The 25,325-nt window shown below is 74.8% G+C and carries 22 protein-coding genes; 6 read left to right on the forward strand and 16 right to left on the reverse strand.

Annotated elements, in window-relative coordinates; translation table 11 throughout:
• Positions 1–143: 143 nt before the first annotated feature.
• Together ACF09K_RS17435 and mgrA are read right to left on the reverse strand one after the other, a co-directional pair.
• The gene (locus tag ACF09K_RS17435) at positions 144–554 is read right to left on the reverse strand and encodes a hypothetical protein (RefSeq protein ID WP_392244418.1); all 411 of its coding nucleotides are present in this window, start codon (positions 552–554) and stop codon (positions 144–146) included.
• A 496-nt stretch (positions 555–1,050) separates the two neighbouring features.
• Positions 1,051–2,043 (reverse strand): L-glyceraldehyde 3-phosphate reductase, encoded by a 993-nt coding sequence (mgrA, locus tag ACF09K_RS17440; protein ID WP_392244419.1) that lies wholly within the window; start codon positions 2,041–2,043, stop codon positions 1,051–1,053.
• A gap of 144 nt (positions 2,044–2,187) precedes the next feature.
• On the opposite strand from mgrA, the gene ACF09K_RS17445 reads away from it, so the two are divergent.
• Both ACF09K_RS17445 and ACF09K_RS17450 read left to right on the forward strand, forming a co-directional pair.
• Entirely contained in the window at positions 2,188–3,075 is an 888-nt protein-coding gene (locus tag ACF09K_RS17445; RefSeq protein ID WP_392244421.1) for a LysR family transcriptional regulator, read from the forward strand.
• Positions 3,076–3,156: 81 nt separating this feature from the next.
• Complete coding sequence (locus ACF09K_RS17450) at positions 3,157–3,672, forward strand: DUF664 domain-containing protein (protein ID WP_392244422.1); 516 nt, start codon at positions 3,157–3,159, stop codon at positions 3,670–3,672.
• Here the strand turns inward: ACF09K_RS17450 and ACF09K_RS17455 are convergent.
• The 9 genes from ACF09K_RS17455 to ACF09K_RS17495 all read right to left on the reverse strand — a co-directional run bounded on the left by ACF09K_RS17455 (position 3,654) and on the right by ACF09K_RS17495 (position 14,400).
• A complete protein-coding gene (locus ACF09K_RS17455; RefSeq protein ID WP_392244423.1) occupies positions 3,654–4,724 on the reverse strand; it encodes an adenosine deaminase in 1,071 nt (356 codons plus the stop codon). The genes ACF09K_RS17450 and ACF09K_RS17455 overlap by 19 nt on opposite strands.
• Before the next feature lie 91 nt (positions 4,725–4,815).
• Positions 4,816–5,217: a VOC family protein gene (locus ACF09K_RS17460; protein ID WP_392244425.1), complete on the reverse strand. Its 402-nt coding sequence runs from the start codon at positions 5,215–5,217 to the stop codon at positions 4,816–4,818.
• A gap of 574 nt (positions 5,218–5,791) precedes the next feature.
• Positions 5,792–7,618: an alpha/beta fold hydrolase gene (locus ACF09K_RS17465; RefSeq protein WP_392244427.1), complete on the reverse strand. Its 1,827-nt coding sequence runs from the start codon at positions 7,616–7,618 to the stop codon at positions 5,792–5,794.
• Positions 7,615–8,208 (reverse strand): TetR/AcrR family transcriptional regulator, encoded by a 594-nt coding sequence (locus ACF09K_RS17470; RefSeq protein WP_392244429.1) that lies wholly within the window; start codon positions 8,206–8,208, stop codon positions 7,615–7,617. Before ACF09K_RS17470 ends, ACF09K_RS17465 begins: the two co-directional genes overlap by 4 nt.
• A 216-nt stretch (positions 8,209–8,424) precedes the next feature.
• Entirely contained in the window at positions 8,425–9,315 is an 891-nt protein-coding gene (locus tag ACF09K_RS17475) for a glycoside hydrolase family 19 protein (protein WP_392244431.1), read from the reverse strand.
• 377 nt (positions 9,316–9,692) lie between these two features.
• Positions 9,693–11,111, reverse strand: a complete 1,419-nt coding sequence (locus tag ACF09K_RS17480) for an aldehyde dehydrogenase family protein (protein ID WP_392244433.1) — start codon at positions 11,109–11,111, stop codon at positions 9,693–9,695.
• A 196-nt stretch (positions 11,112–11,307) separates the two neighbouring features.
• Positions 11,308–11,475 carry a hypothetical protein gene (locus ACF09K_RS17485; protein WP_363089407.1) on the reverse strand — a complete coding sequence of 56 codons (168 nt, stop codon included), beginning with the start codon at positions 11,473–11,475 and terminating at the stop codon, positions 11,308–11,310.
• Positions 11,476–11,548: 73 nt separating this feature from the next.
• Positions 11,549–13,678, reverse strand: coding sequence for an MMPL family transporter (locus ACF09K_RS17490; RefSeq protein WP_392244435.1), 2,130 nt, complete (start codon positions 13,676–13,678; stop codon positions 11,549–11,551).
• A 215-nt stretch (positions 13,679–13,893) separates the two neighbouring features.
• Positions 13,894–14,400, reverse strand: a complete 507-nt coding sequence (locus tag ACF09K_RS17495) for a MarR family winged helix-turn-helix transcriptional regulator (protein ID WP_392244436.1) — start codon at positions 14,398–14,400, stop codon at positions 13,894–13,896.
• Between the two features lie 138 nt (positions 14,401–14,538).
• Between ACF09K_RS17495 and ACF09K_RS17500 the strand changes: the two genes are divergently transcribed.
• Both ACF09K_RS17500 and ACF09K_RS17505 read left to right on the forward strand, forming a co-directional pair.
• Positions 14,539–16,065, forward strand: a complete 1,527-nt coding sequence (locus ACF09K_RS17500; protein ID WP_392244438.1) for an SDR family oxidoreductase — start codon at positions 14,539–14,541, stop codon at positions 16,063–16,065.
• A 70-nt stretch (positions 16,066–16,135) separates the two neighbouring features.
• A complete protein-coding gene (locus ACF09K_RS17505; protein WP_392244440.1) occupies positions 16,136–17,497 on the forward strand; it encodes a cryptochrome/photolyase family protein in 1,362 nt (453 codons plus the stop codon).
• 136 nt (positions 17,498–17,633) lie between these two features.
• Here ACF09K_RS17505 and ACF09K_RS17510 read toward each other — a convergent pair whose 3' ends face one another.
• The gene (locus ACF09K_RS17510) at positions 17,634–18,542 is read right to left on the reverse strand and encodes a LysR family transcriptional regulator (protein ID WP_392244441.1); all 909 of its coding nucleotides are present in this window, start codon (positions 18,540–18,542) and stop codon (positions 17,634–17,636) included.
• Positions 18,543–18,695: 153 nt separating this feature from the next.
• On the opposite strand from ACF09K_RS17510, the gene ACF09K_RS17515 reads away from it, so the two are divergent.
• A complete protein-coding gene (locus ACF09K_RS17515) occupies positions 18,696–19,391 on the forward strand; it encodes a type 1 glutamine amidotransferase domain-containing protein (protein ID WP_392244442.1) in 696 nt (231 codons plus the stop codon).
• Positions 19,392–19,799: 408 nt separating this feature from the next.
• Here the strand turns inward: ACF09K_RS17515 and ACF09K_RS17520 are convergent, their stop codons facing one another.
• Positions 19,800–20,753, reverse strand: coding sequence for a MerR family transcriptional regulator (locus tag ACF09K_RS17520; protein WP_392244443.1), 954 nt, complete (start codon positions 20,751–20,753; stop codon positions 19,800–19,802).
• 217 nt (positions 20,754–20,970) lie between these two features.
• On the opposite strand from ACF09K_RS17520, the gene ACF09K_RS17525 reads away from it, so the two are divergent.
• Entirely contained in the window at positions 20,971–21,411 is a 441-nt protein-coding gene (locus ACF09K_RS17525; RefSeq protein WP_392244444.1) for an SPW repeat protein, read from the forward strand.
• Between the two features lie 116 nt (positions 21,412–21,527).
• Here ACF09K_RS17525 and ACF09K_RS17530 read toward each other — a convergent pair whose 3' ends face one another.
• The 3 genes from ACF09K_RS17530 to ACF09K_RS17540 form a co-directional block, all read right to left on the reverse strand.
• On the reverse strand, positions 21,528–23,222 hold the full coding sequence (locus ACF09K_RS17530) for an alpha/beta fold hydrolase (protein ID WP_392244446.1): 1,695 nt from the start codon (positions 23,220–23,222) through the stop codon (positions 21,528–21,530).
• Between the two features lie 185 nt (positions 23,223–23,407).
• Complete coding sequence (locus tag ACF09K_RS17535) at positions 23,408–24,202, reverse strand: GNAT family N-acetyltransferase (RefSeq protein WP_392244447.1); 795 nt, start codon at positions 24,200–24,202, stop codon at positions 23,408–23,410.
• A gap of 270 nt (positions 24,203–24,472) precedes the next feature.
• The gene (locus tag ACF09K_RS17540; RefSeq protein ID WP_392244550.1) at positions 24,473–25,099 is read right to left on the reverse strand and encodes a chaplin; all 627 of its coding nucleotides are present in this window, start codon (positions 25,097–25,099) and stop codon (positions 24,473–24,475) included.
• Positions 25,100–25,325: the final 226 nt, after the last annotated feature.

Here is a 25,325-nt window from a genome sequence, read left to right on the forward strand (position 1 = left end):
GCCGTGCGGGAGATCCGGCGGGAAGCCCGGTGGAAGGCCCGGCGGGAAGTCCGGTGGGAGGTCCCGCGGCGGATCCGGCCGCGGGCCGCGGACCGGCGGCGCGGGGTCCGGCGCGAGGCCCCGGACCGGCCGGCGGGCACCGGTCAGCCGACCGGCATCACCAGCGGCGGGACGGTGCGCTGCATGCGCAGGGCGTCGACGGACTCGGCGAGCAGTTCGTACTCGGTGGTCTCGTCGCTGGCGGCGACCCGCACCAGCCGGCCCGCCCCCAGTTCGTCGGCGATCAGTTCCTGCCGGCCGACGTCGGCGCACCAGGCCCGCAGCAGGCGGGGGACGTCCGGCGCGGTGTCGGAGACCGGGACGAGGGCGCTGGGCGGGATGCTCGTGCTCTCCGGCTGCGGGTCGAGCCGCTCGGCGATCCAGGAGGCGCGGTCCCTGAGCCACCACAGGGCGAGCGCCAGCGTCGGAGCCCGGTAGGTGCCGAGCGGGACGCCGATGCGGCGCCCGTCGCACACCCCGTACGCGGTGACATGGCACAGGAATTCGTCGTGCACGTCCTTCTCCCCGTCGCTCGCTGCCGGTGCGGGCCTCGCTTTCCGTGCGGCTCCTGCGGGGTGAACTGCCCCATACGTTTGAGTATGTTGACTACTGAAACAGTGTCACCATGCTTTTTTGGCCAGTCTCCTGGCATATTCCCCGCTGTTCATGGCCGAAATGCGGCGGGGCCTGCCCGGCGCCGCCATCACCCGCCGGGCGATCGACCGGCCGGGCGGGCGCGGGCAAGGCGGTCACACCGGATCGGTGAAGTCCGCATCCGGTTCCTGACCAGGATCGACGACCTGTCGGGGGCTGATTTCCCCTGTCCGCGCAGACCGGGCAGACCGGGCAGACCCAGCAGACCGATCGCCACGAGAACGCCGCGGTCCGCCGCCCGGAAAGCGGGGGCGGAAAAGCGGGGGCGGAAAAGCGGGGCCGGAATTCACCGCCGTCCCGTGCGGGAGATCCGGGAAGGAGCGGGCGGATCCGCCGCCGTCCGGCCGGTGGAGCGGCTCAGCCGTTGATCACCGCGTCGATGCGGGCCAGTTCGTCCGCCTCGAACTCCAGGTTGTCCAGGGCGCCGACACTGTCCTCGATCTGCCGGGCGCTGCTCGCGCCGACCAGCGCGGAGGTGACCCGGCCGCCGCGCAGCACCCAGGCCAGGGCGAGCTGGGCCAGCGACTGGCCGCGGGACCTGGCGATCTCGTCGAGGGCGCGGAGCTTGCCCACCAGTTCCCCGGTGAGGGCGTCGGAGTTCAGGAAGGGGCTGTCGCTCGCGGCCCGCGAGTCCTCCGGGATGCCGTCGAGGTAGCGGGCGGTGAGCACGCCCTGCTCCAGCGGGGAGAAGACGATGGAGCCGACCTGGAGCTCGTCCAGCGCGTCCAGCAGGCCCTCGCTCTCGGGCCGCCGGTCGAGCATCGAGTAGCGCGGCTGGTGGATGAGCAGCGGGGTGCCCAGTTCGCCCAGGATGCGGGCGGCCTCACGGGTCTGCTCGGCCGAGTAGTTGGAGACGCCGACGTACAGCGCCTTGCCCTGCTGGACCGCGGAGTGCAGGGCGCCCATCGTCTCCTCCAGCGGAGTCTCCGGGTCGGGGCGGTGCGAGTAGAAGACGTCGACGTGGTCCAGGCCCATCCGCCGCAGGCTCTGGTCCAGCGAGGACAGCACGTACTTGCGCGAGCCCCACTCGCCGTAGGGGCCCGGCCACATCAGATAGCCGGCCTTCGTGGAGATCACCAGTTCGTCGCGGTACGGCGCGAAGTCGGTCTTCAGGAAACCGCCCAGGGCGGACTCGGCGGCGCCGGGCGGCGGGCCGTAGTTGTTCGCCAGGTCGAAGTGGGTGATGCCGAGGTCGAAGGCGCGGCGCAGGATGGCCCGCTGGGTCTCCACGGGACGGTCGGGCCCGAAGTTGTGCCACAGTCCGAGCGACAGCGCGGGGAGCTTCAGGCCACTGCGTCCGGTGCGCCGGTAGGGCATGTGCGCGTAGCGGTCGGGGTGTGCGGTGTACAACGCGACTCCAGGAGGGGGTTGGCTCGGAGGACCGGTCCCGGCAACCGTAGGCCGGTCAGGGGACCGTCACCCACTCTCGCCCCGCCCGCGGGCAGTGGTCCAACAGAAGAATCCGATGGAATTCAGCGGATAGGCTTCTCAATCATGGAACTGCGCCACCTCCAGCACTTCGTCGCGGTCGCCGAGGACCAGCACTTCACCCGGGCCGCCGAGCGCCTGATGGTCTCCCAGTCGGGGCTGTCGGCGTCCATCCGCGCGCTCGAACGGGAGCTGCGGGCGCCCCTGTTCGTCCGTACGACCCGCCGGGTGACGCTGACCGAGGCGGGCCGCGCGCTGCTGGCGGAGGCGGAACGGATCCTGGTGCAGGTGCGCGCCGCGCACGAGGCGGTGGCGGCCGTGCAGGGCGTGGTGCGCGGCACCCTGTCGGTGGGCACCGAGCAGTGCATCGCCGGGGTGCACGTGGCGGGGCTGCTGGCCGCGTTCCGGCGGCGTCACCCGGACGTGGAGATCCGGCTCCGGCAGTCCGGTTCGGGCGCGCTCGCCGAGGAGGTGGCCGCCGGGCGGCTGGACCTGGCCTTCGCCTACCGCACGCAGGCGGACAGCGACCAGCTGCGTTCCGCCTCGCTCACCGGTGAGCCGATGTACGTGCTGTGCCATCCCGACCACCGGCTCGCCGGCGCCGCGGCCGCGCCGGCCCCGGCCGACGTCGCCGACGAGGTGTTCGTCGACTTCCACCCCGACTGGGGCCCGCGCCGCGCCACCGACGCGGCCTTCGCGGCGGCCGGGGTCCGCCGGACGGTCGCGCTGGAGGTCAACGACGTGCACAGCCTGCTGGACCTGGTGGACGAGAACCTCGGCGTCGCCGTCGTACCGCGCCACTTCCGGCACAAGCGGGAGGCGCTCACCGCGCTGCCCCTGAAGGGGACGGGCGAGGTGGTGTACGAGACGGTCGCCCTGCTGCCGCCCGCCCGGGCGACCAGCCCGGCGGCACGCGCCCTGATGGCCCTGCTGGAGACGGAACGCGGCGGGTAGGACCCGCCGGGCGGGCCGTACCGGACGGGCCCGGGGCGAGGGAGGGGGGCGGCGGGGCGACGGGTGCGCGATGGTGGACGTATGCATGCCAAAGACATCCTCATCGACGGCTACGGCCGCGTCCGGGAAGAGGTCCACGCCGCCGTCGCGGACCTCGGCTCGGACGACCTCGCCGCCCGGCCGGCCGCGGGGGCGAACACGGTCGCCTGGCTGGTCTGGCACCTCACCCGCGTCCAGGACGACCATGTGGCCGACGCCTTCGGGCTCGACCAGGTGTGGCTCTCACAGGACTGGGAGGAACGGTTCGGTCTGCGTCTGCCGCGCCGGGACACCGGGTACGGGCACAGCGCGGCGCAGGTCGCCGAGGTGCGGGTCGCCGACGGCGGCCTGCTGACCGGGTACCACGACGCCGTCCACGCGCAGACCCTGCGGGCGCTGCGCGGGGTGGGCGCGGCGGACCTGGAGCGCGTCGTGGACGAGCGCTGGGACCCGCCGGTCACGCTCGGCGTGCGCCTGGTCAGCGTCCTGTCCGACGACCTCCAGCACGTCGGACAGGCCGCCTACGTGCGCGGGCTGCTTCAGAGCGCGGCCGCGTAGCCCGGCAGGACGACGTCCTCGATGAGGGCCTCGCGCTCGTCGAACGGGAGGAAGGCGCTCTTGAGGGCGTTCACGGTGACGGTGCGCAGGTCCTCGACCGTCCAGCCGGCCTCCTCGACCAGCAGCGACATCTCGCGCGTCATCGTCGTCCCCGAGACCAGACGGTTGTCGGTGTTGAGGGTGACGCGGAAGCCGAGGTCCTTCAGCGCGGTGATCGGGTGCTCGGCGATGGAGGTGGCGGCGCCGGTCTGGAGGTTGGACGTCGGGCACATCTCCAGCGCGACGCGGCGGTCCCGCACCCAGCCGGCCAGGCGGCCGAGCTTGCCGTCGACGATGTCGTCGGTGATGCGCACGCCGTGGCCGATGCGCTGGGCGCCGCAGACCTGGAGGGCCTGGTGGATGCTGGGCAGGCCGTGCGCCTCGCCGGCGTGGATGGTGAAGGGGACGTTCTCGCGGCGCAGGTGCGCGAAGGCGTCCAGGTGGTCGGCGGGCGGGAAGCCGTCCTCGGCGCCGGCGATGTCGAAGCCGACGACGCCGGCGTCCCGGAAGGCGACCGCGAGGTCGGCGGTGGCACGGGTCCGGTCGAACATCCGCATGCCGCACAGCAGGGTGCCGACGCGGACCGGGGTGCCGGCGGCGGCCGCCCTGGCCATGCCGGCCGCGAGGCCCTCCTGGACGGTCTCGACGACCTCGGCCAGGGTGAGGCCGCCGTCGAGCATCAGCTCGGGGGCGTAGCGCACCTCGCCGTAGACGACGCCGTCCGCGGCCAGGTCGAGGACGTACTCCTCCGCCGTGCGCAGCAGGCCCTCGCGGGTCTGCATGACGGCGAGGGTGTGCTCGAAGGTCGCTATGTACCGGACCAGGTCACCGGAGTCGGCGGCCTCGACGTACCAGGCGGCCAGTTCCTCCGGGTCCGTGGTCGGCAGGGCGTGGCCGAGCTCGGCCGCCAGCTCGACGACGGTGGCGGGGCGCAGACCGCCGTCGAGGTGGTCGTGCAGGACGGCCTTGGGGAGCCGACGGAGGGTGGCGGATTCTACGCGCGTAGCGGTCATGGTGGATCTTTCCTCGGGCGGGGGTGAGCGGGTTTCCGGGTGCGGGGTGGGGGGCCGTGGGGCCGCGGGAGGGGCCGGCGGGCCGGTCGGGTCAGCCCGGCAGGTCGGCGGGCTGGAGCAGGTCCCAGCGGTTCCCGTACAGGTCCCGGAAGACGGCGACGGAGCCGTACGGCTCGTGGCGGGGCTCCTCCAGGAAGGTCACGCCGGCGGCGCGCATCCGGGCGTGGTCCCCCGCGAAGTCGTCGGTGTACAGGAAGAAGCCGACCCGTCCGCCGGTCTGGTCGCCGATCCGGGAGCGCTGGGCGTCGCCCTTGGCCCTGGCCAGCAGCAGGCCGGTGCCGTCCTGGTGGTCGCCGGGCCGCACGACGACCCAGCGCGATCCGTCGGGACGCGCCGCGTCCTCGGCGAGGCGGAAACCGACGGCCTCGGTGTAGAAGCGGATCGCCTCGTCGTAGTCGTCGACGACGAGGGTGACCAGCGCGATGCGGCTCATCGGGACCTTTCGGGAGAGCTGATTAGCGGGAGAGGTTATACGTAAAACTTGATGGACGCCAGTCGCTCCCCCGCGTTCCTCGCCCTCCCCGGGTTCCACCCGCGCCCCAGTCCGTCGGCCTTCCGCACCGGACGGGCCGGCGCGGGCAGCGCGGGTCACGCGGAGGGCGCGGGCGGTGCCCGCCCGGGATGCGGCGGGGGCGCGGCAGGGGTGGGACTCGGGGGATACGGCGGGGTCGGGACTCGGAGCCCTGGCCGGTGACGGCGACGGCGTGTGCGACGTGGGCGGCCCTGCTGCCGCCGGTGGTGCGCGGGGCCGGCCGTCGGCATGGGTGCGGCAGGCGTCCTGGCCGCCGGTCATGAGCACGGGTTCGACGGCGGGGGCCGGGCCGTGGCGCAGGGGGAGGCGGTGCCCGGCATCCGGACCCGGTGGCGGCCCGGCCCGGCCCGACTTCTGCCGGCTCGTACGACCGGCGGACGCCGCGGACGCCGGAGACGAGGGACACGTCAGCGTGATTCCGCGGACCGGTTCGCAGGGGTTGCCCGTGAGGGGCCCTGCGAACCGGTCCGGCCCTTCAGGCAGGCCGCGGACTCCCCTGGAACGTCTTCGGGGTGTCGTGCGCGGGTGTGTGCAGGTGCGCCTGGACGGCCTGGGCGACTTCCTCCGGGTGGGTCAGTTGGGGATGGTGGCCGGCGTCGGCGACGACCGTCACGGTGGCCCGCGGCAGCGCGTCCAGCAGGGCCCGGCCCTCGGGGGTGAGGGGATCGCGGGAGCCCACGATGACGTGCACACGCCCCTCGTACCGCCGAAGCCCGGCCCGGAGCTTCTCCCGTTCCCGCGGATCGGCCGTCACGGCCAGGAGCCGGGCGGTGGCGGCGGCGCTGCCGCGGCGGAGGTCTGCGGCGCTGGTGCGGAGCGCGGTCGCGGGCGCCGCGTCGCCGGCGAGCCGCCGGGCCAGCGCCCCGGGCGGTACGCGGCGCAGGTACCCGCGGGTCAGGGGCGTCCACCGGACGGCGCGAGGGGGACGTGCCTGCAGGAAGAACGGCGCCACGAGGGTGAGCCGCTCGACCTCGCCGGGATGGGCGGCGGCGGCCTCCACGGCGGCCGCGGCGCCGATGGAGTGGCCCACGAGGTGCCTGGCACCCGTCCCGGTCACCAGCGCGGAGAGCCAGGACGGCCAGTCCTCGCGGCGCCCCGCGCTCATGCCGAGTCCGGGCAGGTCGACGGCGCGGGCGTGGCCCAGGGCCGCGACCACCGGTGCCCAGGTGTCGGCGTTGGCCGGCAGCCCCGGCAGCACCACCGTGGGCGCGTCCGGTGCGCCGAGCTCGAAGGTCCGCACCCCGGCCGGCGAGGTGAACCGTCTGCGGCCGGCCGGGGCATCGCCGAAGCGGTGCGCCGCCAGGTGGTCGGCCCAGCGGCGGACCGCCGTGACGGTGTCCGGCGCGACCAGCCCGTGGCGGGCGGCGAAAGCGTGCGCGGACCCGGTCGGATAGCGGTCGCTCGACAGGAACGTCAAGGTCTCCGGGTCGGCCCTGGTGAGCCACCGGGGCAGGCGCTTGAGCAGCGGCACCGGGATTCTCGCGCCGGGAGCTCCGACCTGCCAGTGGTCCGCGACGAGGGAGAGCAGGTCGGGCAGCGCGGGCGTGTCGTCGTCCAGCAGCCAGTACGCGGCGCGCTCGGCGGAGTCGTCCACCGGAAGCCGCGTCATGAAGCGGGCGAGGTGATCGACCGTGACCACGGGGACGAACGTGCGCGCGTTCCCCGGCAGGGCGGGGAGAGCGCCGCGCCAGAGGTCCTTCAGGCTCGACGCGAGGCCCAGGTACTGGTCGGACTCGCCGGTGGCGCTGTCGCCGATGACGGTGGCCGGGTTGACGACGGACCAGGGAACTCCCAGCCGTTCCGCTTCCGCCCGGAACACCCCGTCCGCTTCGACCTTGGACGCCTCGTAGGCGCCAAGGGTCCGGTAGGTCTCCCGCCTGCGCTCTTCGCTCCAGGGAGCGGTGTCCTGGCCGCTCACGCGGTACCCGGAGACCTGGACGAGGCGGCGCAGGCGTGGCAGCCGCGCCGCGAAGGCGACGACCGAGCGGACGCTGTCGACGTTGGCGTGCCGGGCCTCCCGCGGCGACATCCCGAACCGGAAGGCGCCGGCGCTGTTGTAGACCTCGGTGACGTCGTCACAGTCCTCCTCGATCAGTGCCGGCGAGGAGAAGTCGACCCGCAGGCCGGCCGGAACCCCGTCGCTCCCCCGGTCGGCCAGCCACCGGGCGAGCCGCCGGTGGGACTCGGGTGTCCGGGTGGCCGCGCTCACCCGGACGCCGGCCCGGCCGAGTTCCAGAACCAGGTGCCGTCCGATGAAGCCGGTCGCGCCGAACACCAGCGCGTGGCGCTCCCCGGCGCTCATGCCGAGGCCTCCGCGCCCTCGTCCAGCAGCGTGGTGAGGGCCTGGGCCGCACATCGCAGCGGTTCGGTCGACCGCTGGGCACGCGACACGATGACCGCTCCCTCCACCATGCTGACCACGGCCGTCGCCAGGGCACGGGCGGCGGGTCCGGGACGGCCGTGCGCGACGAGGTACTCGGTCACCGGCGTGATCCACGAGTCGAAGGCGTTCGCGCAGGCCCCGCGCAGCCGCTCGCTCTGCGCGCCCATCTCCAACGTCACGACCGAGACCGGGCACCCCAGTTCGAAGTCGCTGTCGGTGAGCATGCCGGCCAGTACGTCGACGACGCGGCCCACGACTTCACCGGGCGCCGCCGACTCCCGTGCGGACGCGGTGACGAGAGAGCTGAATCTCGCCGCCGCGAGTTCGACGGCCCTCTCCCCGAGCGCCTCCTTCCCCTCGGGGAAGTGGAAGTACAACGACCCCTTGGGGGCGCCCGCGTGCTCCACCACCGTGTTGAGGCCGGTACCGCTGTAGCCGCGCCTCTGGATCAGCTCGACCATCGACTCCACCAGGCGCGCACTGGTCCTGGCCCCCTTGTTTCCCGTCATGGGGAGAAAATAGACCGGTCTATATATTCTTGGCAAGCGTGCGGCCCGCGCCGGGCCGCGAGGCCGCCCGCCGGGGCCGCATCGCGCCGAAGCCGATGCGGCCCGGCCGACGGGCGTGACGGTCGACCGCCGCGCCACCGGCTTCCGGGGGCCCGTGCCGTCCGCGGGGTCCGGGCCCGCGGACGCCGGTGGAACACCGCACGGGCCCCCGCGGCTTCAGCAGTAGAGGTTGCCGCCCGGGGAGACGCCCAGGATCTGGGCGAACTGCTGGTACTTGGTCACCCGGCTCTGCACCTGCGCCGGGTTCCTGCCGTCGCACTCCAGGGAGCCGTTGATGGAGCGTATGGTCTGGCCGAATCCGGCACCGTTGACCATGGCGTTGTGCGGGGTCATGGTGCCGGGGCCGCTCTGGGTGTTCCAGTACCACAGGGCCGTCTTCCAGGCCACGGCCGCGTCGTTCTGCACCAGCCAGGGGTTGTTGAGGAGGTCGATGCCGAGCGCGTCGCCCGCGGCCTTGTAGTTGAAGTTCCAGCTGAGCTGGATGGGGCCGCGCCCGTAGTAGGCGGCCTGGCCGGCCGGGCAGCCGTACCACTGGCTCCAGTCGCAGTAGTGCGGGTAGTTGGCGGTGTTCTGCTCGACGACGTGCACCAGACCGCCGGTCTCGTGACTGACGTTGGCGAGGAACGCCGCCGCCTCCTGCTTCTTGGTGGTGTCGCTGCCGGTGGTGGTGAAGCCGGGGTAGGCGCTGAGGGCGGCGGTGAGGCCGCTGTAGGAGTAGAAGGAGTTGCGGCCCGGGAACATCTGGTTGAACTGCGCCTCGGTGACCACGAAGCTGCCGACCGGCGTTCCGGGGCCGGTGTCGCAGGCGTACGGCTCCCAGTACCAGGTGCTGATGACGGGGTCGTAGCCCGGGTTGTCGTGCTCGGCCACGTAGGCCCTGCCGTCGGTGTAGCGGACGATGTCGCCGGTGCGGTAGGCCTTGCCGGCCACCCAGCCGGGATAGCTCGAACAGGCTGCGGCGGACGCGCTCGTGGCCGGCAGGAGCACCGGCACGGCAGCGGAGAGGACGAGTGCGGTCACGACCGCGGAGATACGGCGCCTCGACACGGGATCAACTCCTTCACGGAGCACGGCCGTCCCCGGCGCGGGGCAGGGCGGAGCCGGCCTCGTGCGCGTACCGGAGGAGCCGGTCGCGGCTCGGGGGCGGCCGTGGTGGGGGGTGTGGAGGCACACTCAACCGCTTTGGTCTGTACCAGTCAAGGGTGTAGACCAGTCGTTCCGGCCGGGCCGCGGCCGGGACGACTGCCCGAGGCGTCGCTGTCGACCGTCCGAGGTGTCACCGCCGACCGCCAGGGGGCGTCGTCGGTCGCCGGGGGTGCCCCGCCGGCCGTCCGGGTCCCCGTCGGATGCCCGCCGGGGACCCTTGCCCCCCGGCCCCCCACCACCGGCGAGGACGGCCCCGTTCGGCCGCCCCGTTCGGCGGCTCAGCCCAGCGGCTTCTCCAGCACCGCCTTGCGGTGGCTGAAGGTCTCCATCGAGTAGCGGCCGTGGTAGCTGCCCATGCCGCTCTCCCCCACTCCGCCGAACGGCAGGTCGGAGACGGTGAGATGGGCGAGCGGCAGGCCGTGGCCGAGGCCGCCGGAGGAGGTCTCGGCGGCGATGCGCGCGCGGGTCTCCTCGGAGCCGGAGAAGACGTACAGAGCGAGGGGCTTGTCGCGGTCGTTGACGAACGCGATCGCCGCGTCGAGGTCGTCGACGGTCACGATCGGCAGGATCGGGCCGAAGATCTCCTCCCCCATGACGGGCGAGGCGGGGTCGACGTCGGCCAGGACGGTCGGCGCGATGTACTTGTCCGCGCGGTCGCTGCCGCCGCCGACCACGACGCGGCCGGAGCCGAGCAGGCCGGTGAGCCGGTCGAAGTGGCGCTCGTTGACGATCCGGCCGTACTCGCCGGAGCTCTGCGGGTCGGCGCCGTAGACCTTCTCGACGGCCCGGGCGAGGAGGGGCTCCAGGGCGGCGGCGGTCGCGGGGTCGGTGAGGACGTAGTCGGGGGCGACGCAGGTCTGGCCGGCGTTGAGGAACTTGCCGCGGGCCAGCCGGTCGGCGACGACGGCGAGGTCGGTGTCGCGGTCGACGAACGCCGGTGACTTGCCGCCGAGTTCGAGGGTGACCGGGGTGAGGTGCTCGGCGGCGGCCCGCATCACGACGCGGCCGACGGTGCCGTTGCCGGTGTAGAAGATGTGGTCGAACCGTTCGGCCAGCAGGGCCGTGGTCTCCGGGACGCCGCCCTCGACGACGGCGACCGCGTCGGTGTCGAGGTGGGCGGGCAGCAGCCGGGCCAGCGCGGCGGAGGTGGCCGGGGCCAGTTCGCTGGGCTTGACGACGACGGCGTTGCCCGCGGCGAGGGCGCCGACGAGCGGGGCGAGCAGCAGCTGGGCGGGGTAGTTCCAGGGCGCGATGACGAGGACGACGCCGAGCGGGTCGTACTGGGTCCAGGCACGGGCGTCGGCGCCGAGGTGGGCGGGGGCCGGGGCGGGCTCGGGGCGCAGCCAGTCGTCGAGGTGGTCGAGGGTGTGGTCGATCTCGCGGACCGTGAAGTCGATCTCGGTGCGGTAGGCCTCCGTGGTGCTCTTGCCGAGGTCGGCGCGGAGGGCGGCGGCCAGCTCCTCGCCCCGTCCGGTGAGCATCTCGCGCAGGCGTCGCAGCTGTCCGGTACGCCAGGCGACGGGCTTGGTGCGGCCGGTGCGGAAGGTGGCGCGCAGCCGGGCGACGACGTCGGCGGGCTGCTCGGGGGTGGCGGTGGTCACGGTGCCTCGCTGGTGGTGCGCGGGCTTCTCAGCCCTGGGTGCGGATGGCGAGCGGTCAGCTCGGTGTATATGCCAACCTTTCATGCACCAAAACATATTCCCCGCCCCCGGCCGTTCTCCCCACGGGTCCCGCGGCCGGGACCGGCGGGTCGGTTCGCCGCGGCACCGGCCGGGGTGGACCCGCTCGGCCGGGCCGTCGGTGAGCGCGAGCGCGCGCTGCGTCCCCGGTGGGGCGCGCACGGGGACGGCCGGTGCCCACCCCGCGGGGTGGGCACCGGCCGTCCTTCTCGCCTCAGTCCTCGTCGCCCGCCTGCACCACGACGAGGAAGGCGTCCGACTTCAGGTCCATCACCACGGTGGCGGGCTCCCCCTCGGCCCGCCGCCTGGCCGCGGACTCCTCCGCCGGCCACGATCCGCGCGGGGCTCCCGCGGGGAAACGCTCCAACACCTTCGCGCCCATAGCGGCAGACACCTCCCGATTCGATACGAACACGTCCGTCACCTACGCCTGCCCGCTGCCGGCCGAAGCATGTTCAGGACGCGTCCACCCGGGCGACATCCCGGTCCCGGTCGCCGGTCCGGTCGTGGTCGTGGTCACGGCTGAGCCGTCCCGGCCACCAGGCGCGGGCGCCGAGGTCCCGCACCAGGGCGGGCACCAGCAGCGAACGCACCACGAGCGTGTCGAGCAGCACGCCGAAGGCGACGATGAAGGCGATCTGCACGAGGAAGGCCAGCGGAATCACGCCGAGCGCGGCGAAGGTGGCGGCCAGCACCACCCCGGCGGAGGTGATGACGCCGCCGGTGGTGATCACGCCGCGCAGCACACCCTCGCGGACCCCGTGCCGCAGGGACTCCTCACGCACCCGGGACATGAGGAAGATGTTGTAGTCGACGCCCAGCGCCACAAGGAAGACGAACCCGTACAGCGGTACGGACGGATCCGTGCCGGTGAAGCCGAAGACGTGCTCGAAGACGAGGCCGGAGACCCCCAGGGTGGCGAGGAAGTTCAGTCCCACGGTGGCGACCAGCAGGGCGGGCGTGAGCAGGGAGCGCAGCAGCACGGTCAGGATGAGGAAGATGATGGCGAGGACCACCGGCACGATCAGGGTGCGGTCGCGCTCGGCGGTGCGCAGGGTGTCGTACTGCTGGGCCGTGTAGCCGCCCACCAGGGCGTCCGCGCCGGGGACGGCGTGCAGCGCGGTGCGCAGCCGTGCCACCGTGTCCTTGGCCGCGTCGCTGTCCGCCGCCGCCTTCAGGGTGACGTCGACACGGGTCCGTCCGTCGACGACGAGCGGTTCCCCGCCGGGCGCTCCGGACGCGCTCACCGCGGCGGCCGCGGCCACGCCGTCGGTCGTGCGGGACGCCTCGACCACCTTCGTCAGCCGGTCGGCGTCGGCGATGACCACCACCGGGTTGCCCGCACCGCCGGGGAAGTGCCGGGCGAGCGTCTGCTGGGCCGCCACGGACGGGGCGTCGTTGACGAAGGTCTCGTCCAGCGGGACGCCCTTGGAGGTGAGGCCGGGCGCGAACGCGGCGCAGGCGAGCAGCGCGGCCAGCGACACGGCCCACACCTTGCGGGGGGCCCGGTCCACCAGGGCCGCGACGCGGTGCCAGATCCGGCCGCCGGCCCCCTGGTCGTCGGCGGGCCGGGGCTTGGCGGGCCAGTAGGCGGCGCGACCGAGGAGCACCAGGACGGCGGGCAGGAACGTCAGCGTGCTCACCACGGCGGCGATGATGCCGATGGCCCCGACGGGCCCCAGCGCCCGGTTGTTGGTGAGGTCGCTGAGCAGCAGCGCGAGCAGCCCCAGGGCGACGGTCGCGGCACTGGCCACCACGGTGCTCCAGGACCGGCCCAGCGCGGCCCGCATGGCCGCGAACCGGTCCGTGCGGGAGGCGAGTTCCTCGCGGTAGCGGGCGGTCAGGAGCAGGGCGTAGTCGGTGGCCGCGCCGATGACGAGGATCGACAGGATGCCCTGGACCTGCCCGTCCACGCGCACCACGTCGTGGTCGGCGAGCACGTAGACGACGGCGCAGGCGAGGCCGAGCGCGAGGACGGCGCCGACGATGATCACCAGGGGGAGCAGCACACTGCGGTAGACGAGCAGCAGGATCACCAGGACGGTCACCAGCGCGACGGCGAGGAGCAGGCCGTCGATGCCGGCGAACGCGTCGGAGAGGTCGGCCTGTGTCGCGGCCGGTCCGGCGAGTTCGACGGTGGTGCCGGGGACCCGCTCGGCCGCGGCGCGGATCCGCTCCAGGGCCGGGGCCAGTTCCTCCCCGAGGTCGGGGCGCAGCGGCACCACGCCCTCCAGGGCCTCGCCGTCCTCGGAGAGCAGCGCGGGCGAGACCCGGCCCGCCACCCCCGGGGCGTCGGCGAGCGAGGTGAGGGCCCGTGCGGCGGCCTCGCGCCGGTCCGCCACGCCGGTGCCCCCGTCCGACGTCCACACGACGATGGCGGGCAGGGTCTCCTCCTGGCGGAAGGCCCGCTGGGCGCTGATGACCTCGGTCGATTCGGCGCTGCGCGGCAGGAAGGCGGCCTGGTCGTTGGTGGCGACCTCGCCCAGGCGCCCGGCGAACGGCCCGAGGACGCCGCCGAGGACGAGCCAGACGGCGACGAGCAGGACCGGGACGAGCCGGCGGGCCCGTCGAAGGGTGGTGGACATCGTTCTCCTGCTGCGAAGGGACGGATGTCTCGATGACTGACAATCTCAATCATCGAGTAATCGTGGACGGGGGGATCCTAGACTGCGTTCCTTCTTCTGCCCCCACGGGGGCGGCGGATGCGCCGGATCGCGGCCGTTCCCGGGCCCGCTCCCAGGCCCGTCCTCAGCGGCCGTCCTCAGCGGCCGTCCTCAGCGGCCGTCCTCAGCGGCCGTCCTCAGCGGCCGAGGGTGGCTATCCCCGAGAGTTCCTCGTTCATCGCCGTCAGGAAGCGCAGCACCACCGACAGCTCCTCCTCGGTGAAACGGGACCGGGCGGCCTGCGTGGCCTCGGCCAGGGGCCGGAAATGGGCCCGCGCCGCGGACCGGGCGTCCGGCGCGTAGTGCAGGTGCACCACTCTGCGGTCGGCGCTCTCGCGGACCCGCCGGACGTGGCCGGCGCGCTCCAGCCGGTCGACGCACGCGGTGACGGCGCCGGAGGTCAGCCCGAGGTGCTCGCGCAACCGCTTGGGGGTCATGGGCTCCTCCGCGTCGAGGATCGCCGCCAGCGCCTGGACGTCCGTGGCGTGCAGTCCGTGGTCGCCCGCGAACCCGTGCACCAGCCGGTTGATCTCGCCGTTCATCCGCCGCAGCCCGACCGCGAAGGCGTACAGGTCGGCCGGTGGCGCGGGCGCCTGGGTGTCCCGTCCCCGTTCGTGCTGCGCGCGCTCGTTCCCTGTGGCCACGCGATCAGCGTAGCCGCTGCCCGCGATCACCCGATCGTGCCCTCGGAGCCCGTCGCGCATCCGCCGCCCGCCCCCACGGGGAAGACACCCGGGGAAGGCACACCGGGTGGGGGCGTCGACGCGAAGGACCGAGGACTCATGACCGCACAGGGCCAAGGCCACGACCGGGAACCCCTCCGCTGCCTGGTCACCGGCGCCACGGGCTACATCGGCGGCCGGCTCGTCCCGGAGCTGCTGGCGGCCGGGCACCGGGTGCGCTGCCTGGCCCGTTCCCCGGAACGGCTGCGCGACCACCCGTGGGCCGGGGAGGTGGAGGTGGCGCGCGGGGACGTCACGGACGCCGCGTCGGTCGCGGAGGCGATGCGCGACGTCGACGTCGCCTACTACCTGGTGCACGCCCTGGGCTCGGGCCGGGACTTCGAGGAGACCGACCGGCGGGCGGCGCGGATCTTCGGCGAGCGGGCCCGCGCCGCCGGGGTGCGCCGCATCGTCTACCTCGGGGGCCTCACCCCGGCCGGGGTCCCCGAGCGGGAGCTGTCGCCGCATCTGCGCTCGCGCGCCGAGGTCGGCCGCATCCTGCTGGACTCGGGGGTGCCGACCACCGTGCTGCGGGCGGCCGTGGTCATCGGCTCGGGCTCGGTCTCCTTCGAGATGCTGCGCTACCTCACCGAACGCCTGCCCGTCATGGTCACGCCGAGCTGGGTGCGCACCAGGATCCAGCCCGTCGCCGTCCGGGACGTGCTGCGCGCCCTGGTCGGCAGCGCCCGGATGCCCGGGGAGGTCAACCGGTCCTTCGACATCGGCGGGCCGGAGGTGCTGACGTACCGGGAGATGATGATCCGCTACGCCGCGGTGGCGGGTCTGCCGCGCCGGATCATCGTCCCGGTGCCCGTGCTCACCCCCCGGCTCTCCAGTCACTGGGTGGGCCTCGTGACGCCCGTGCCCGCCTCCATCGCGCGGCCGCTCACCGAGTCGCTGCGCCACGAGGTGGTGTGCCGTGAGCACGACATCGCCCGGTACGTGCCGGACCCGCCCGGACATCCGGTGGGCTTCGACGAGGCGGTACGGCTGGCGCTGCGGCGGGTCCGCGACGCGGAGGTCGTCACCCGCTGGTCCTCCGCCTCCCTGCCCGGCGCTCCCAGCGACCCGCTGCCGACCGACCCCGACTGGGCGGGCGGCAGCCTGTACACCGACTGCCGGGAGGTGCCCGTGCGGGCCTCCAAGGAGGCGCTGTGGCGGGTGATCGAGGGCGTGGGCGGCGACAACGGCTGGTACTCCTTCCCGCTGGCCTGGGCCGTGCGCGGATGGCTGGACCGGCTGGTCGGCGGGGTGGGACTGCGCCGGGGCCGGCGCGACGCGGCGCGTCTGCGGGTGGGCGACTCGCTGGACTTCTGGCGGGTCGAGGAGATCGAGCCCGGACGCCTGCTCCGGCTGCGGGCCGAGATGCGGCTGCCCGGTCTGGCCTGGCTGGAGATGTCCGTGGAGACGGACGGGGCGGGCGGCACCCGCTACCGCCAGCGCGCCCTGTTCCATCCGCACGGGCTGCTCGGCCAGGCCTACTGGTGGAGCGTCTCCCCCTTCCACGCGGTGGTGTTCGGCGGCATGGCCCGCAACATCGCCAAGGCCTCGGCGGCCGAGGCTCCCGGCCGGGCGTCCGCCGCGTGAAGGCGCATCCGCCGGGCGCCCCGCCGCGGAAGCACCCGGTGGCCCCTCACCCCCGTCGGAAGCCGGCTCCATGAACGTGTCCGTCGTCCTGTTCACCTCCGATCTGCGGCTGCACGACCATCCGCCGCTGCGGGCGGCCCTGGACGGGGCCCGGGAGGTGGTCCCGCTGTTCGTGCGCGACCGGGGCGTCGACGCCGCCGGGTTCGCCGCGTCCAACCGGCTGGCCTTCCTCTCCGACTGCCTGCGGGACCTGGACGCGGGGCTGCGCGAACGGGGCGGACGGCTCGTGCTCCGCTCGGGGGACGTGGTCGAGGAGGTGTGCCGGGTCGCCGGCGAGGCGGGCGCCGACGAGGTCCATCTGGCCGCCGACGTCAGCCGGTACGCGCGGCACCGCGAGGAGCGGCTGCGGCACGCCCTGGAGGCGAGGGGCGTACGGCTGCACGTGCACGACGCCGTGACGGCCGCCGTCGCGCCGGGGGCGGTGACGCCGGCCGGGTCGGACCGCTTCGCCGTGTTCACGCCGTACTTCCGGCGCTGGTCGGGGGAGCGGCTGCGGGAGGTGCTGGACGCGCCGCGCGCCGTCACCGTCCCGGACGGCGTCGGCTCGGAGGGACTCCCGGCGCACGAGGGCGTGTCCGAGGGGCTGGCGGCGGGCGGCGAGCGTGAGGGGCGGGCCCGGCTGGCGGCCTGGCTGCGCCACGGGATCGCCGCGTACGAGGACCGGCACGACGACCTGGCCGGCGACGCCACCTCCCGGCTGTCGCCCCATCTGCACTTCGGCACCCTCTCCCCCGTCGAACTCGTGCGCCGGTCGCGCGCGACGGGCGGTGCGGGCGCCGAGGCATTCGTACGGCAGGTCGCCTGGCGCGACTTCCACCGGCAGGTGCTGGCGGCCCGCCCGGCCGCCGCCGTCGCCGACTACCGGCCCCGGCACGACGACTGGCGCACCGAGCGGACCGCCCGCGACGACATCGAGGCGTGGCGGGAGGGCCGTACCGGCTATCCGGTCGTGGACGCGGCGATGCGGCAGTTGCGCCACGAGGGCTGGATGCACAACCGGGGCCGGCTGCTGACGGCGAGCTTCCTCACCAAGACGCTGTACGTCGACTGGCGGATCGGCGCGCGCCACTTCCTGGAGCTGCTCGTCGACGGGGACCTGGCGAACAACCAGCTCAACTGGCAGTGGGTCGCGGGCACCGGCACCGACAGCCGCCCCAACCGGGTCCTCAACCCGGTCACCCAGGCGAAGCGGTACGACCCGGACGGGGCCTACGTGCGGCGCTGGGTGCCGGAGCTGGCGGGGATCGGGGGCCGGGCGGTGCACGAGCCGTGGAAGCTGCGCGGCCCGGACCGGGCGGCCGGCTACCCCGACCCGGTGGTCGAGCTGTCCGAGGGCCTGGCGCGCTTCCGGCGGGCGCGCGGGCTCGACTGAGGTGCGGGCAGTGCCGGTGGAAGGGCGGCGACGCGGGGCGGTACGCCGTACGGCCGTCGCCGGACGTGCGGCCCGCCGGTCACGGGGGTGCCGGTCCGCGTGGCCGTCCGTCCCCCGCCCGTGCGCGCGGGCCCGTTCACCACGTGCGGCCCGCGTCCAGCAGCAGCTCGCGGACGCGGGTGACGTCCGCGTTCTCCACCGCTCCGGGCCGCTGGACGAGGAAGGCCGTGTTGATCGGCGGGTCCTCCGGCTCGTGCAGGGCGACGAGGACTCCCGAGGCCAGCTCGTCGCGGCAGAGGTAGCGCGGCAGGACGGTGAAACCGGCGCCCGCGACGACCGCGGCGAGCACGCCGCGCAGGTCGGGCACGGTCACGGCGGCGGGACCGGACAGCCGCCGGTTGAAGACGTGCCGCCAGTAGCGGCGGGCGATCGGCAGGTCCTGCGCGTAGGTGACCAGCGGGACCGGGTGCAGGGCCGCCGGCAGTTCGGCCGCCGGCCGGTCCCCGAGCCGCTCGGCCCAGACGGGTGCGGCGACCAGGACGAACTCCTCGTCCATGAAGGGGGTCGAGTTCAGGGTGCGGCCGCGCGGGCGGGTCGTGGCGATGACCAGGTCGTGCCGTCCGGCCCGCAGTTCGTCGAGCAGCGGCTCGGTCAGGCCCGGCGCCACGCGCAGCCGGACGCCCTCGGCCGCCAGCGGCGCGAGTGCGGGCAGGACGCGCAGGCACAGCAGTTCCGCGGGACCGGCGAGGTGCACGGGTTCGGCGCGCCCCGGCGCGGCGGGGCCGGGGCCGGCCACCACGGCCAGCTCGTCGAGCGGCTCCGCGATCCGCGCGGCGAGCGCCTCGGCGACGGCGGTGGGGGTGACGCCGCGCGGAAGCCGCTCGAACAGCTCCCGTCCGGCCTGCCGCTCCAGGGTCCGCATCTGTGTCGTCACGGTCGGCTGCGACAGTCCGAGCAGTTGGGCGGCGCCGGTGAACGACCCCGAGCGGTAGACCGCGAGGAAGGTCCGCAGCAGGTTCAGGTCCAGGTGATGGCTTGGTTCCACCGTCGGCAGTATTCCGTGTGGGCCATCGGGATTCCCATACCTGGCATTGGAATTCTCATTGGTTGCCTATGGCTTGACGGCTTAGGTTCGGGGCATCGACACACCGACGTCCCACACCCGGGACGTCAGGCACGACCCTCTGGAGAGAGCACCATGGCAAAGATCCTTTTCGTGATGACCGGCGCGGACCACTGGACGCTCGCCGACGGCAGCCGGCACCCCACCGGCTTCTGGGCCGAGGAGGCCGTCGCCCCGTACGAGGCGTTCCGCGCGGCGGGCCACGAGGTGGTCGTCGCCACGCCGGGCGGTGTGGTCCCGCCGGTGGACAAGGGCAGTCTCGCCGCCGAGTCGAACGGCGGCCAGGAGGAGGCCGACCGCGTCGCGGCCGGCCTCGAGAAGATGACCGAGCTGCGGCGTCCGGTGCGCCTGGAGGACGTGGACCTCGCCGACTACGCGGCCGTCTTCTACCCCGGCGGGCACGGCCCGATGGAGGACCTGGCCGTCGACACCACCTCCGGCCGGATCCTCGCGACGGCCCTGGAGTCCGGCACGCCGCTCGGCGTCGTCTGCCACGGCCCGGCCGCCCTGCTGGCCGCCGTGAAGGAGGACGGCACCAACGTCTTCGCCGGCCGCCGCGTCGCCGCCTTCACCAACGACGAGGAGACGCAGGCCGGCCTCGCCGACAAGGCCAAGTGGCTCCTCCAGGACCGGCTGACCGAGGCGGGCGTCGACGTGCAGATCGGCGAGCCGTGGGCGCCGTACGTGATCGTGGACGGCAACCTCGTCACCGGCCAGAACCCGGCCTCCTCGGCTCCGCTCGCCGCCGAGCTGCTGAAGAAGCTGGCCTGAGCCCGTCGGCCGGCCGGCTCCGCGAGTCCCCGGACGCCGTCTCCGGGTGCCCCGCGCCGGCCGGGTCCGGCCCTTTCCCCCAGCGGCTCGCGGGCGACCCCGCGCGCCCCGTGAGCCGCCGAAGTAAAGGGCCGCTGAAGCAAAAGGGCCGCCGAGGCGAAAAGGGCCGCCGGACCGGACGGGGCCGCCCTTCCGGCACGGTCTCCGGCACGGAGGACGCGCCGGACGCCCACCGCCCGCCGGACCGGACGGGGACGCGCCGGCCCAGCCGGCCCGCGGCGGCCTGCGGCGGTCCATACCGGTCCAGCCCGCCCGTGTCGGTACAGCCCGCCGGCCCGCCCGCGCCCGTCCAGCCCGCCCGCGGTGGTCCGGCCGGCTCGCGGTGGTGCAGTCGGCCCGCGGCACACCTCACCTGCCCGACAGCAGGGTCAGGGCCTCCTTCAGTCCCGCCGGTCGCGGCAGTCCCCGCGCGGAGCGCCCCGCCCACCCGGGGCCGCCGAGCACCACCGTCGGTCCGCGCCGCGCGCCGCTGACGCCCCACCGCATGTCCGCGACCTGCCGGGCGAGGGCCGGGCTCGCCGTGGAGCGGGCCTGCGCCCACAGGACCACGGCGACCGGGCCCAGCCGGCCGACCGCCGCGGCGAGCGCCTCGGCCGGGACGGCCGCCCCGAACATGCGGGTGGCCGTGCCGCGTTCGAGCAGGGCCGCGTTGAGCGCCTCCAGCGGCAGGGTGTGCTGCTCCCCCGGCACGCAGGCCAGCATCACGGGCCCGGCGCCCTCCGTGCGCCGGCCCGCCGCGGGCGGACCGGTGACACGGCGCAGGGTGGTCGAGACGTGCCAGGACAGCAGATGCTCGACCTCCACGTACCGGTCGCCGGACGACTCCCACTTGCGTCCCACGGCGTGCAGGGCCGGCACCATCACCTCCTCCCAGGCGACGGGCAGTCCGTGCCGTTCGACGGCTTCGGCCAGCAGTTCCTCCACGGCGGGCGCGTCCAGCCGTACCGCGGCACGGGCCAGGCCCCGGCACTCCTGGCGGACGTCGGCGCCCAGGGGCAGCGCACCGGCGGCGCGGGAGCGCTCCGGCGGGACCTCGGCCGTGCGGGGCGGCGTGTCGGCGCCCGCTCGCGCGGCCCTGGCCGCCTCCGCGGGCGGCACACCGGCCGACGTCAGCCGGCACATGGCCTCCACCACGGCCACGTCGTCCGGGCGCCAGCGGCGGTGCCGTCCGCCGTCGCGCTCCACCGGTCCGAGGCCGTAGCGGCGGTCCCAGGAACGCAACGTGGTGGGGGCCACGCCCAGCCGACGGGCCAGCGTGCCGGTCGTCAGGCCGACGTCGTCGGGGTTCGGGGACTCGCGCATGAGCCGACGATACGACGCCGGAACGACACGGGGTGCGGCGCACCCGCGGACGCAGCCGGCGCGGGGCGGGGCGGGGTGCGAGGGGCTGCGACCGGGTGCGGGACGACCGATCCGAGACTCTACACATAAAGGGAAAATAAGCGCAGAATGGGATAGCGCGGCGGATACCGCACACCGCATCGACGCGGTCAGGCCTGCAAGTCGAAGGAGATGAGTCATGGCCAACGTCTCGCACTCCAGGGGCGACATGTCGACTCACCCGGATGTTTCCGAGATGCGGACTCGGTACGACCGCATGCTCGGTGGTCGCGATGTGGCGCTCGTGGACGGACCGGTGTTCCTGCTCGGTCTGTACTGCGCCGTGTCCCCGTGGATACTCCACTACACCGTCAGCCAGCCCGCGCTCGTGACGCACAACCTGATCGTCGGCACAGCGATCGGCCTGCTCGCGCTCGGGTTCACCGCGGCTCCGGCCCGTATGTACGGACTGAGCTGGGCCATGTGCGCGCTCGGCATATGGATGATCGTCGCCCCGTGGGTCGTGGGCGACGGCCCGGACGCCGGTGTCATCGTCAACAACATCATCATCGGGGCGCTGGCGCTGGTCCTCGGACTGGTGTGTGCCGGTACGGCGGCGAAGAGCATCCCCCGCGCGTGACCCCGTGGTACGACAGGAGGCAGGAAGGCGGTCCGGCCGGGCCGCCTTCCGCCGTCCGCGCGGCGGTCGGCGGTCGGCGGTCGGCGGTCGGCGGTCGGCGGGGCGACGACCGCGGGTCAGCGGCGGCCTGCCTCCGCCGCGGCGTGCGGCGGCGGCAGCAGGCCCGAGACGACCTCCGGCGGCCAGACGCCGTACGCCGGCAGCACCGGCACCGCCGGGCCCACCGGCGGCCCGGTCCGCGTCGGCGTACCGGCCGAGGCGGACGGCGCCGTGGGCTCCGGGACCCGCTCCACGAACGGCGGGAGGTCCTGGGTGCAGCGCGCGCCCGCCGGCGGCAGCGCGCCGGTCAGGAAGTAGCGCACCACGTACCGCCCCACGCAGGCGCTGGGGTTGTCCAGTGCGGTGTGCCCGTACCCGTCGAGCGTCAGCAGGCGCGCGTTCGCCAGCTCCGCGGCCGTCGCGCGGCCCGACCGGTACGGGGTCGAGGGGTCGTAGGTCGAGTTGACCACCAGTACCGGGTGGGCGGTCGGGCGGTTCCACGGACCGGTGTACGGCCGCGCCGCCCGGGCCGGCCATCCGGCGCACGGCTCGTTGGCCCAGGCCCACCAGCTGCCGAGCGCACCGGCCTCCGCCACGGCCCGTCGCTCCAGGGCGGGGTAGCGCTCCGGCGAGCGCGGGTTGGGGCTCTCCGCGCACAGCACCGCGATCGACTGCTCGGAGCCCGGGTACCGCGCCGGTTCCGCCACCGCGGTACCGGGGTCGACGGGCGCCCGGCCGTCCCACAGCCCCTGGAGCGTGTCCGCGATCCCGGCCCAGCCGGGGTGCACGGTGTAGAGCCCGCCCCGCACCTCGCTCACCGTCCGCGCGTACGTCCACCCCCCGACCGGCCGCTTCTCCAGACGCCGCAGCAGGGAGCGGTACTTGGCCCGGGTGGCCGCCGGGCCGCCCGCCGAGAACACGCACTCCGTCACGGGCACCCGGCCGCAGTGGTCGAGGAACTGCTCCAGCGTCTCGGCCGAGCCCAGGTGGGAGCCGAGCCGCAGGAAGGTGTTCAGCCCGGGCTCGCCGGTCGCGCCCCGGTTCATCCACGCCTGCGGGTCCACGTTCCCGTCGAGCACCAGACGCCCGACCCGCTCGGGGAACAGGTTCGCGTAGGTCGCGCCGAGCAGGGTGCCGTAGGAGATGCCCCAGTAGTCCAGCCGTTCCTGCCCCGTCGCGCGGCGCAGCAGCTCCAGGTCGCGGGCGGTGTCGGCGGTGGAGATGTGGCGCAGCAGCTCCGGGTCGCGCCGCTCGCAGCGCCGCGCGAGGTCGGCGTAGGCGGCGGTGAACGCGCGCTGTTCCCGCTCCCCCACCGGGAACGGGGGCACCGCGGCCTGCCAGGCGGTGGCCTCCCGGGCGGTGGTGAAGCAGCGCACGGCCGTGCTCTCGCCGACGCCTCGCGGGTCCCAGCTGACGATGTCGTAGCGGTCGCGCAGGGCGCGGGGGAACTTCTCGTACAGTTCCGGCAGTCCGACGGTGCCCGGACCGCCCGGACCGCCGGGGTTGAAGAACAGCGTGCGGGCCCGCCCGGCCGGTTTCGCGGCGCGGTGCCGGATGACGGCCAGCTCGACGGTGCGGTGCTCGGGGCGGGCGTGGTCGAGCGGCACGTTCGCCACCGCGCACTCGAACCCGGTCTGCGTCTCGCCCTCGCAGGGCTTCCACCGCAGGACGACGCCGGCGTCACCGCCCGGACCGCCCGCGGACGCCGGGCCGGTCGTTCCCAGCAGCATCACCGACGCCGCGGCCGCCGCGACGGCCCCTCTGAGCGGCATCCGTACGACGGTCCGTGGCATGTGCGGGCCCTTCCCTGGCGACTGACGGGAGCCGGGCCCTGCGACAGCGGCCCCGCGGCCATACCACCGGCGACGCGGCTTCCGGGCAACCGACACGCGTCCGAACGGGCGGTACCGCGTCGCGGACGTCCGCCGGACGGGTGGTCCCGCCCGGGCGGACGGCCCTACGGGGTGTACACGTACGGCGTCGTCGTGGTCAGGGGCGCGAAGCCGAGGCGCTGGAGGATGGGCCGGCTCTGGTCGGAGGCGTCGACCTGGAGGTAGCGGTAGCCGCGGTCGGCGGCGATGCGGGCCCGGTGGGCGACCAGGGCCCGGTAGACGCCCCGGCCGCGCCAGGCCGGGGAGGTGCCGCCGCCCCACAGACCGGCGAACCGGGTGCCGGGGACGAGTTCCATGCGGGCCGAGCCGACCGGTTCGTCGCCGGCGAGGACGACGAGGGCGACGACGTTGTCCGGGTCCGTGGCGAGGCGCTCACGCATCAGGTCCCGCAGCCGGCCGGCGTCCTTGCCGAACGCCCTCTCGTTCGCCTCGGCCATGAGGTCGACGCCCGCCCGGTCGGTGACGGGCACGATGCGCAATCCCCCCGGGAGTCCGGCCGGTCCGGCCGGTCCGGCGTCGACGAGCTGTCCGGCGGTCTCGGCGATCATCAGGGTCTCCTCCGGCTCGGGCACGAACCCGGCGTCGAGGAGCCTGCGACCGAGGTCGGCGGGCCGGTCGTGCCCGTAGAGCTTCCACTCGAAGTCCCGGCCGAGTCCGCCGAAGTGCGCGACCTGCCCGGCGATCGCCGCGTCGGCGTCCGCGGCCTCCAGGTCGGACCACACGACGCCGTTCCAGCCGCCCTCGGAGCCGACGTGGCGGACCACCCGCCCGACGCGTTCGACGCGTGCGCCGGGGCTCTCGGGGAGCGCGCCGCGGCGCATCTCCCGGTCGTACAGGGCGAGTACCGCGGCGTTGTCCATGGGGACACTCCAGCAGCAGGCCCCGGTGTGATCAACGGATTTACCGGGGCCCACGGTCCTGCCCCGGAGGCCGGAGATCCGTACGGGACGGGGGCGAGGACGGCGACGGGGAGGGCGACGGGACGGGCGGGGTGGGCAGCGGGTCGTGCCGGAGGACGACGGGTTCCCGCGTCCGCGCCGCTGCGTCGCGCTCGCCGTGGAGGCGTCGCGGGCCGGAGCGGCCGTGGGTCCACGGGCCCACGGGGCCCACGGCCGTGCGGTGGGGGCCGGTCAGCGCTCCGTGCCGGGGCGGAACCGGCGGTAGAGGACGGCTCCGCCGAGGATCAGCGCCGCGGCGCCCGTGAGGGCGGGGGCGGTGGCGTCGGCGCCCGTGTGCGCGAGGGCGGACGTGGTGGGGGGCGCCGGGGCGGACGGCACCGCCCCCGGTTCCGGGTGGGGCGCGGCCGGCGGGGCGTGCCGCGTCGGCGGCTCGGCGGGGGGCGCCGGCTCCTCGTCCGAGACGTCGACGGACGTGTTGCCGAACGCCGGGTCGGCGATGCCGACGACGTCGACGCTGTTGCCGCTCACGTTCGCCGGGAGCCGCACCGGCAGCTGGACGCCGTTGCCGGAGACGACGCCGGGCGAGTCCTGCGCCCCGCCGTGGGCGCCCGCGCCGCCGCCGTCGCGCGCGGGTGCGGCGGCCGAGCCCTTGTCGGCGCACGCGTTGCCGGCGGCGGGGTTGAGCAGTCCCACCACGTTCACGGTGTTCCCGCACAGGTTCAGCGGGACGTGCACCGGCAGCTGGACGCCGTTGCCGGAGATCAGCCCGGGCGAGTTCGCCGCGGTCGCGTCCGCGGCGGAGTCGGCGGACGCGGGGGCGGCTACGGCCAGCGCGCCCGAGGCGGCGGCGACGGCGATCACACCGTTTCGGGTAACCCGTCTCATGGGTCCCTGCCTTCCGGACATGGTCGCGGGCGCTCGCCCGCCACCCCGTAGAACGCGACGGAACCATGCGGGTTATGGCCGAACGGTCTTTCACCCCATCGGGTGTCACTCTTCTCGAACTGACGGCACGGCGTGCCGTGCCGTCGCCGTCCGCACGGGACCCGGGCGGTACGGCGCCCCCGCGCTGCCCCCGCCCGGC

It is taken from the genome of Streptomyces sp. NPDC014882 (genome assembly GCF_043081325.1).
GTDB lineage: Bacteria > Actinomycetota > Actinomycetes > Streptomycetales > Streptomycetaceae > Streptomyces.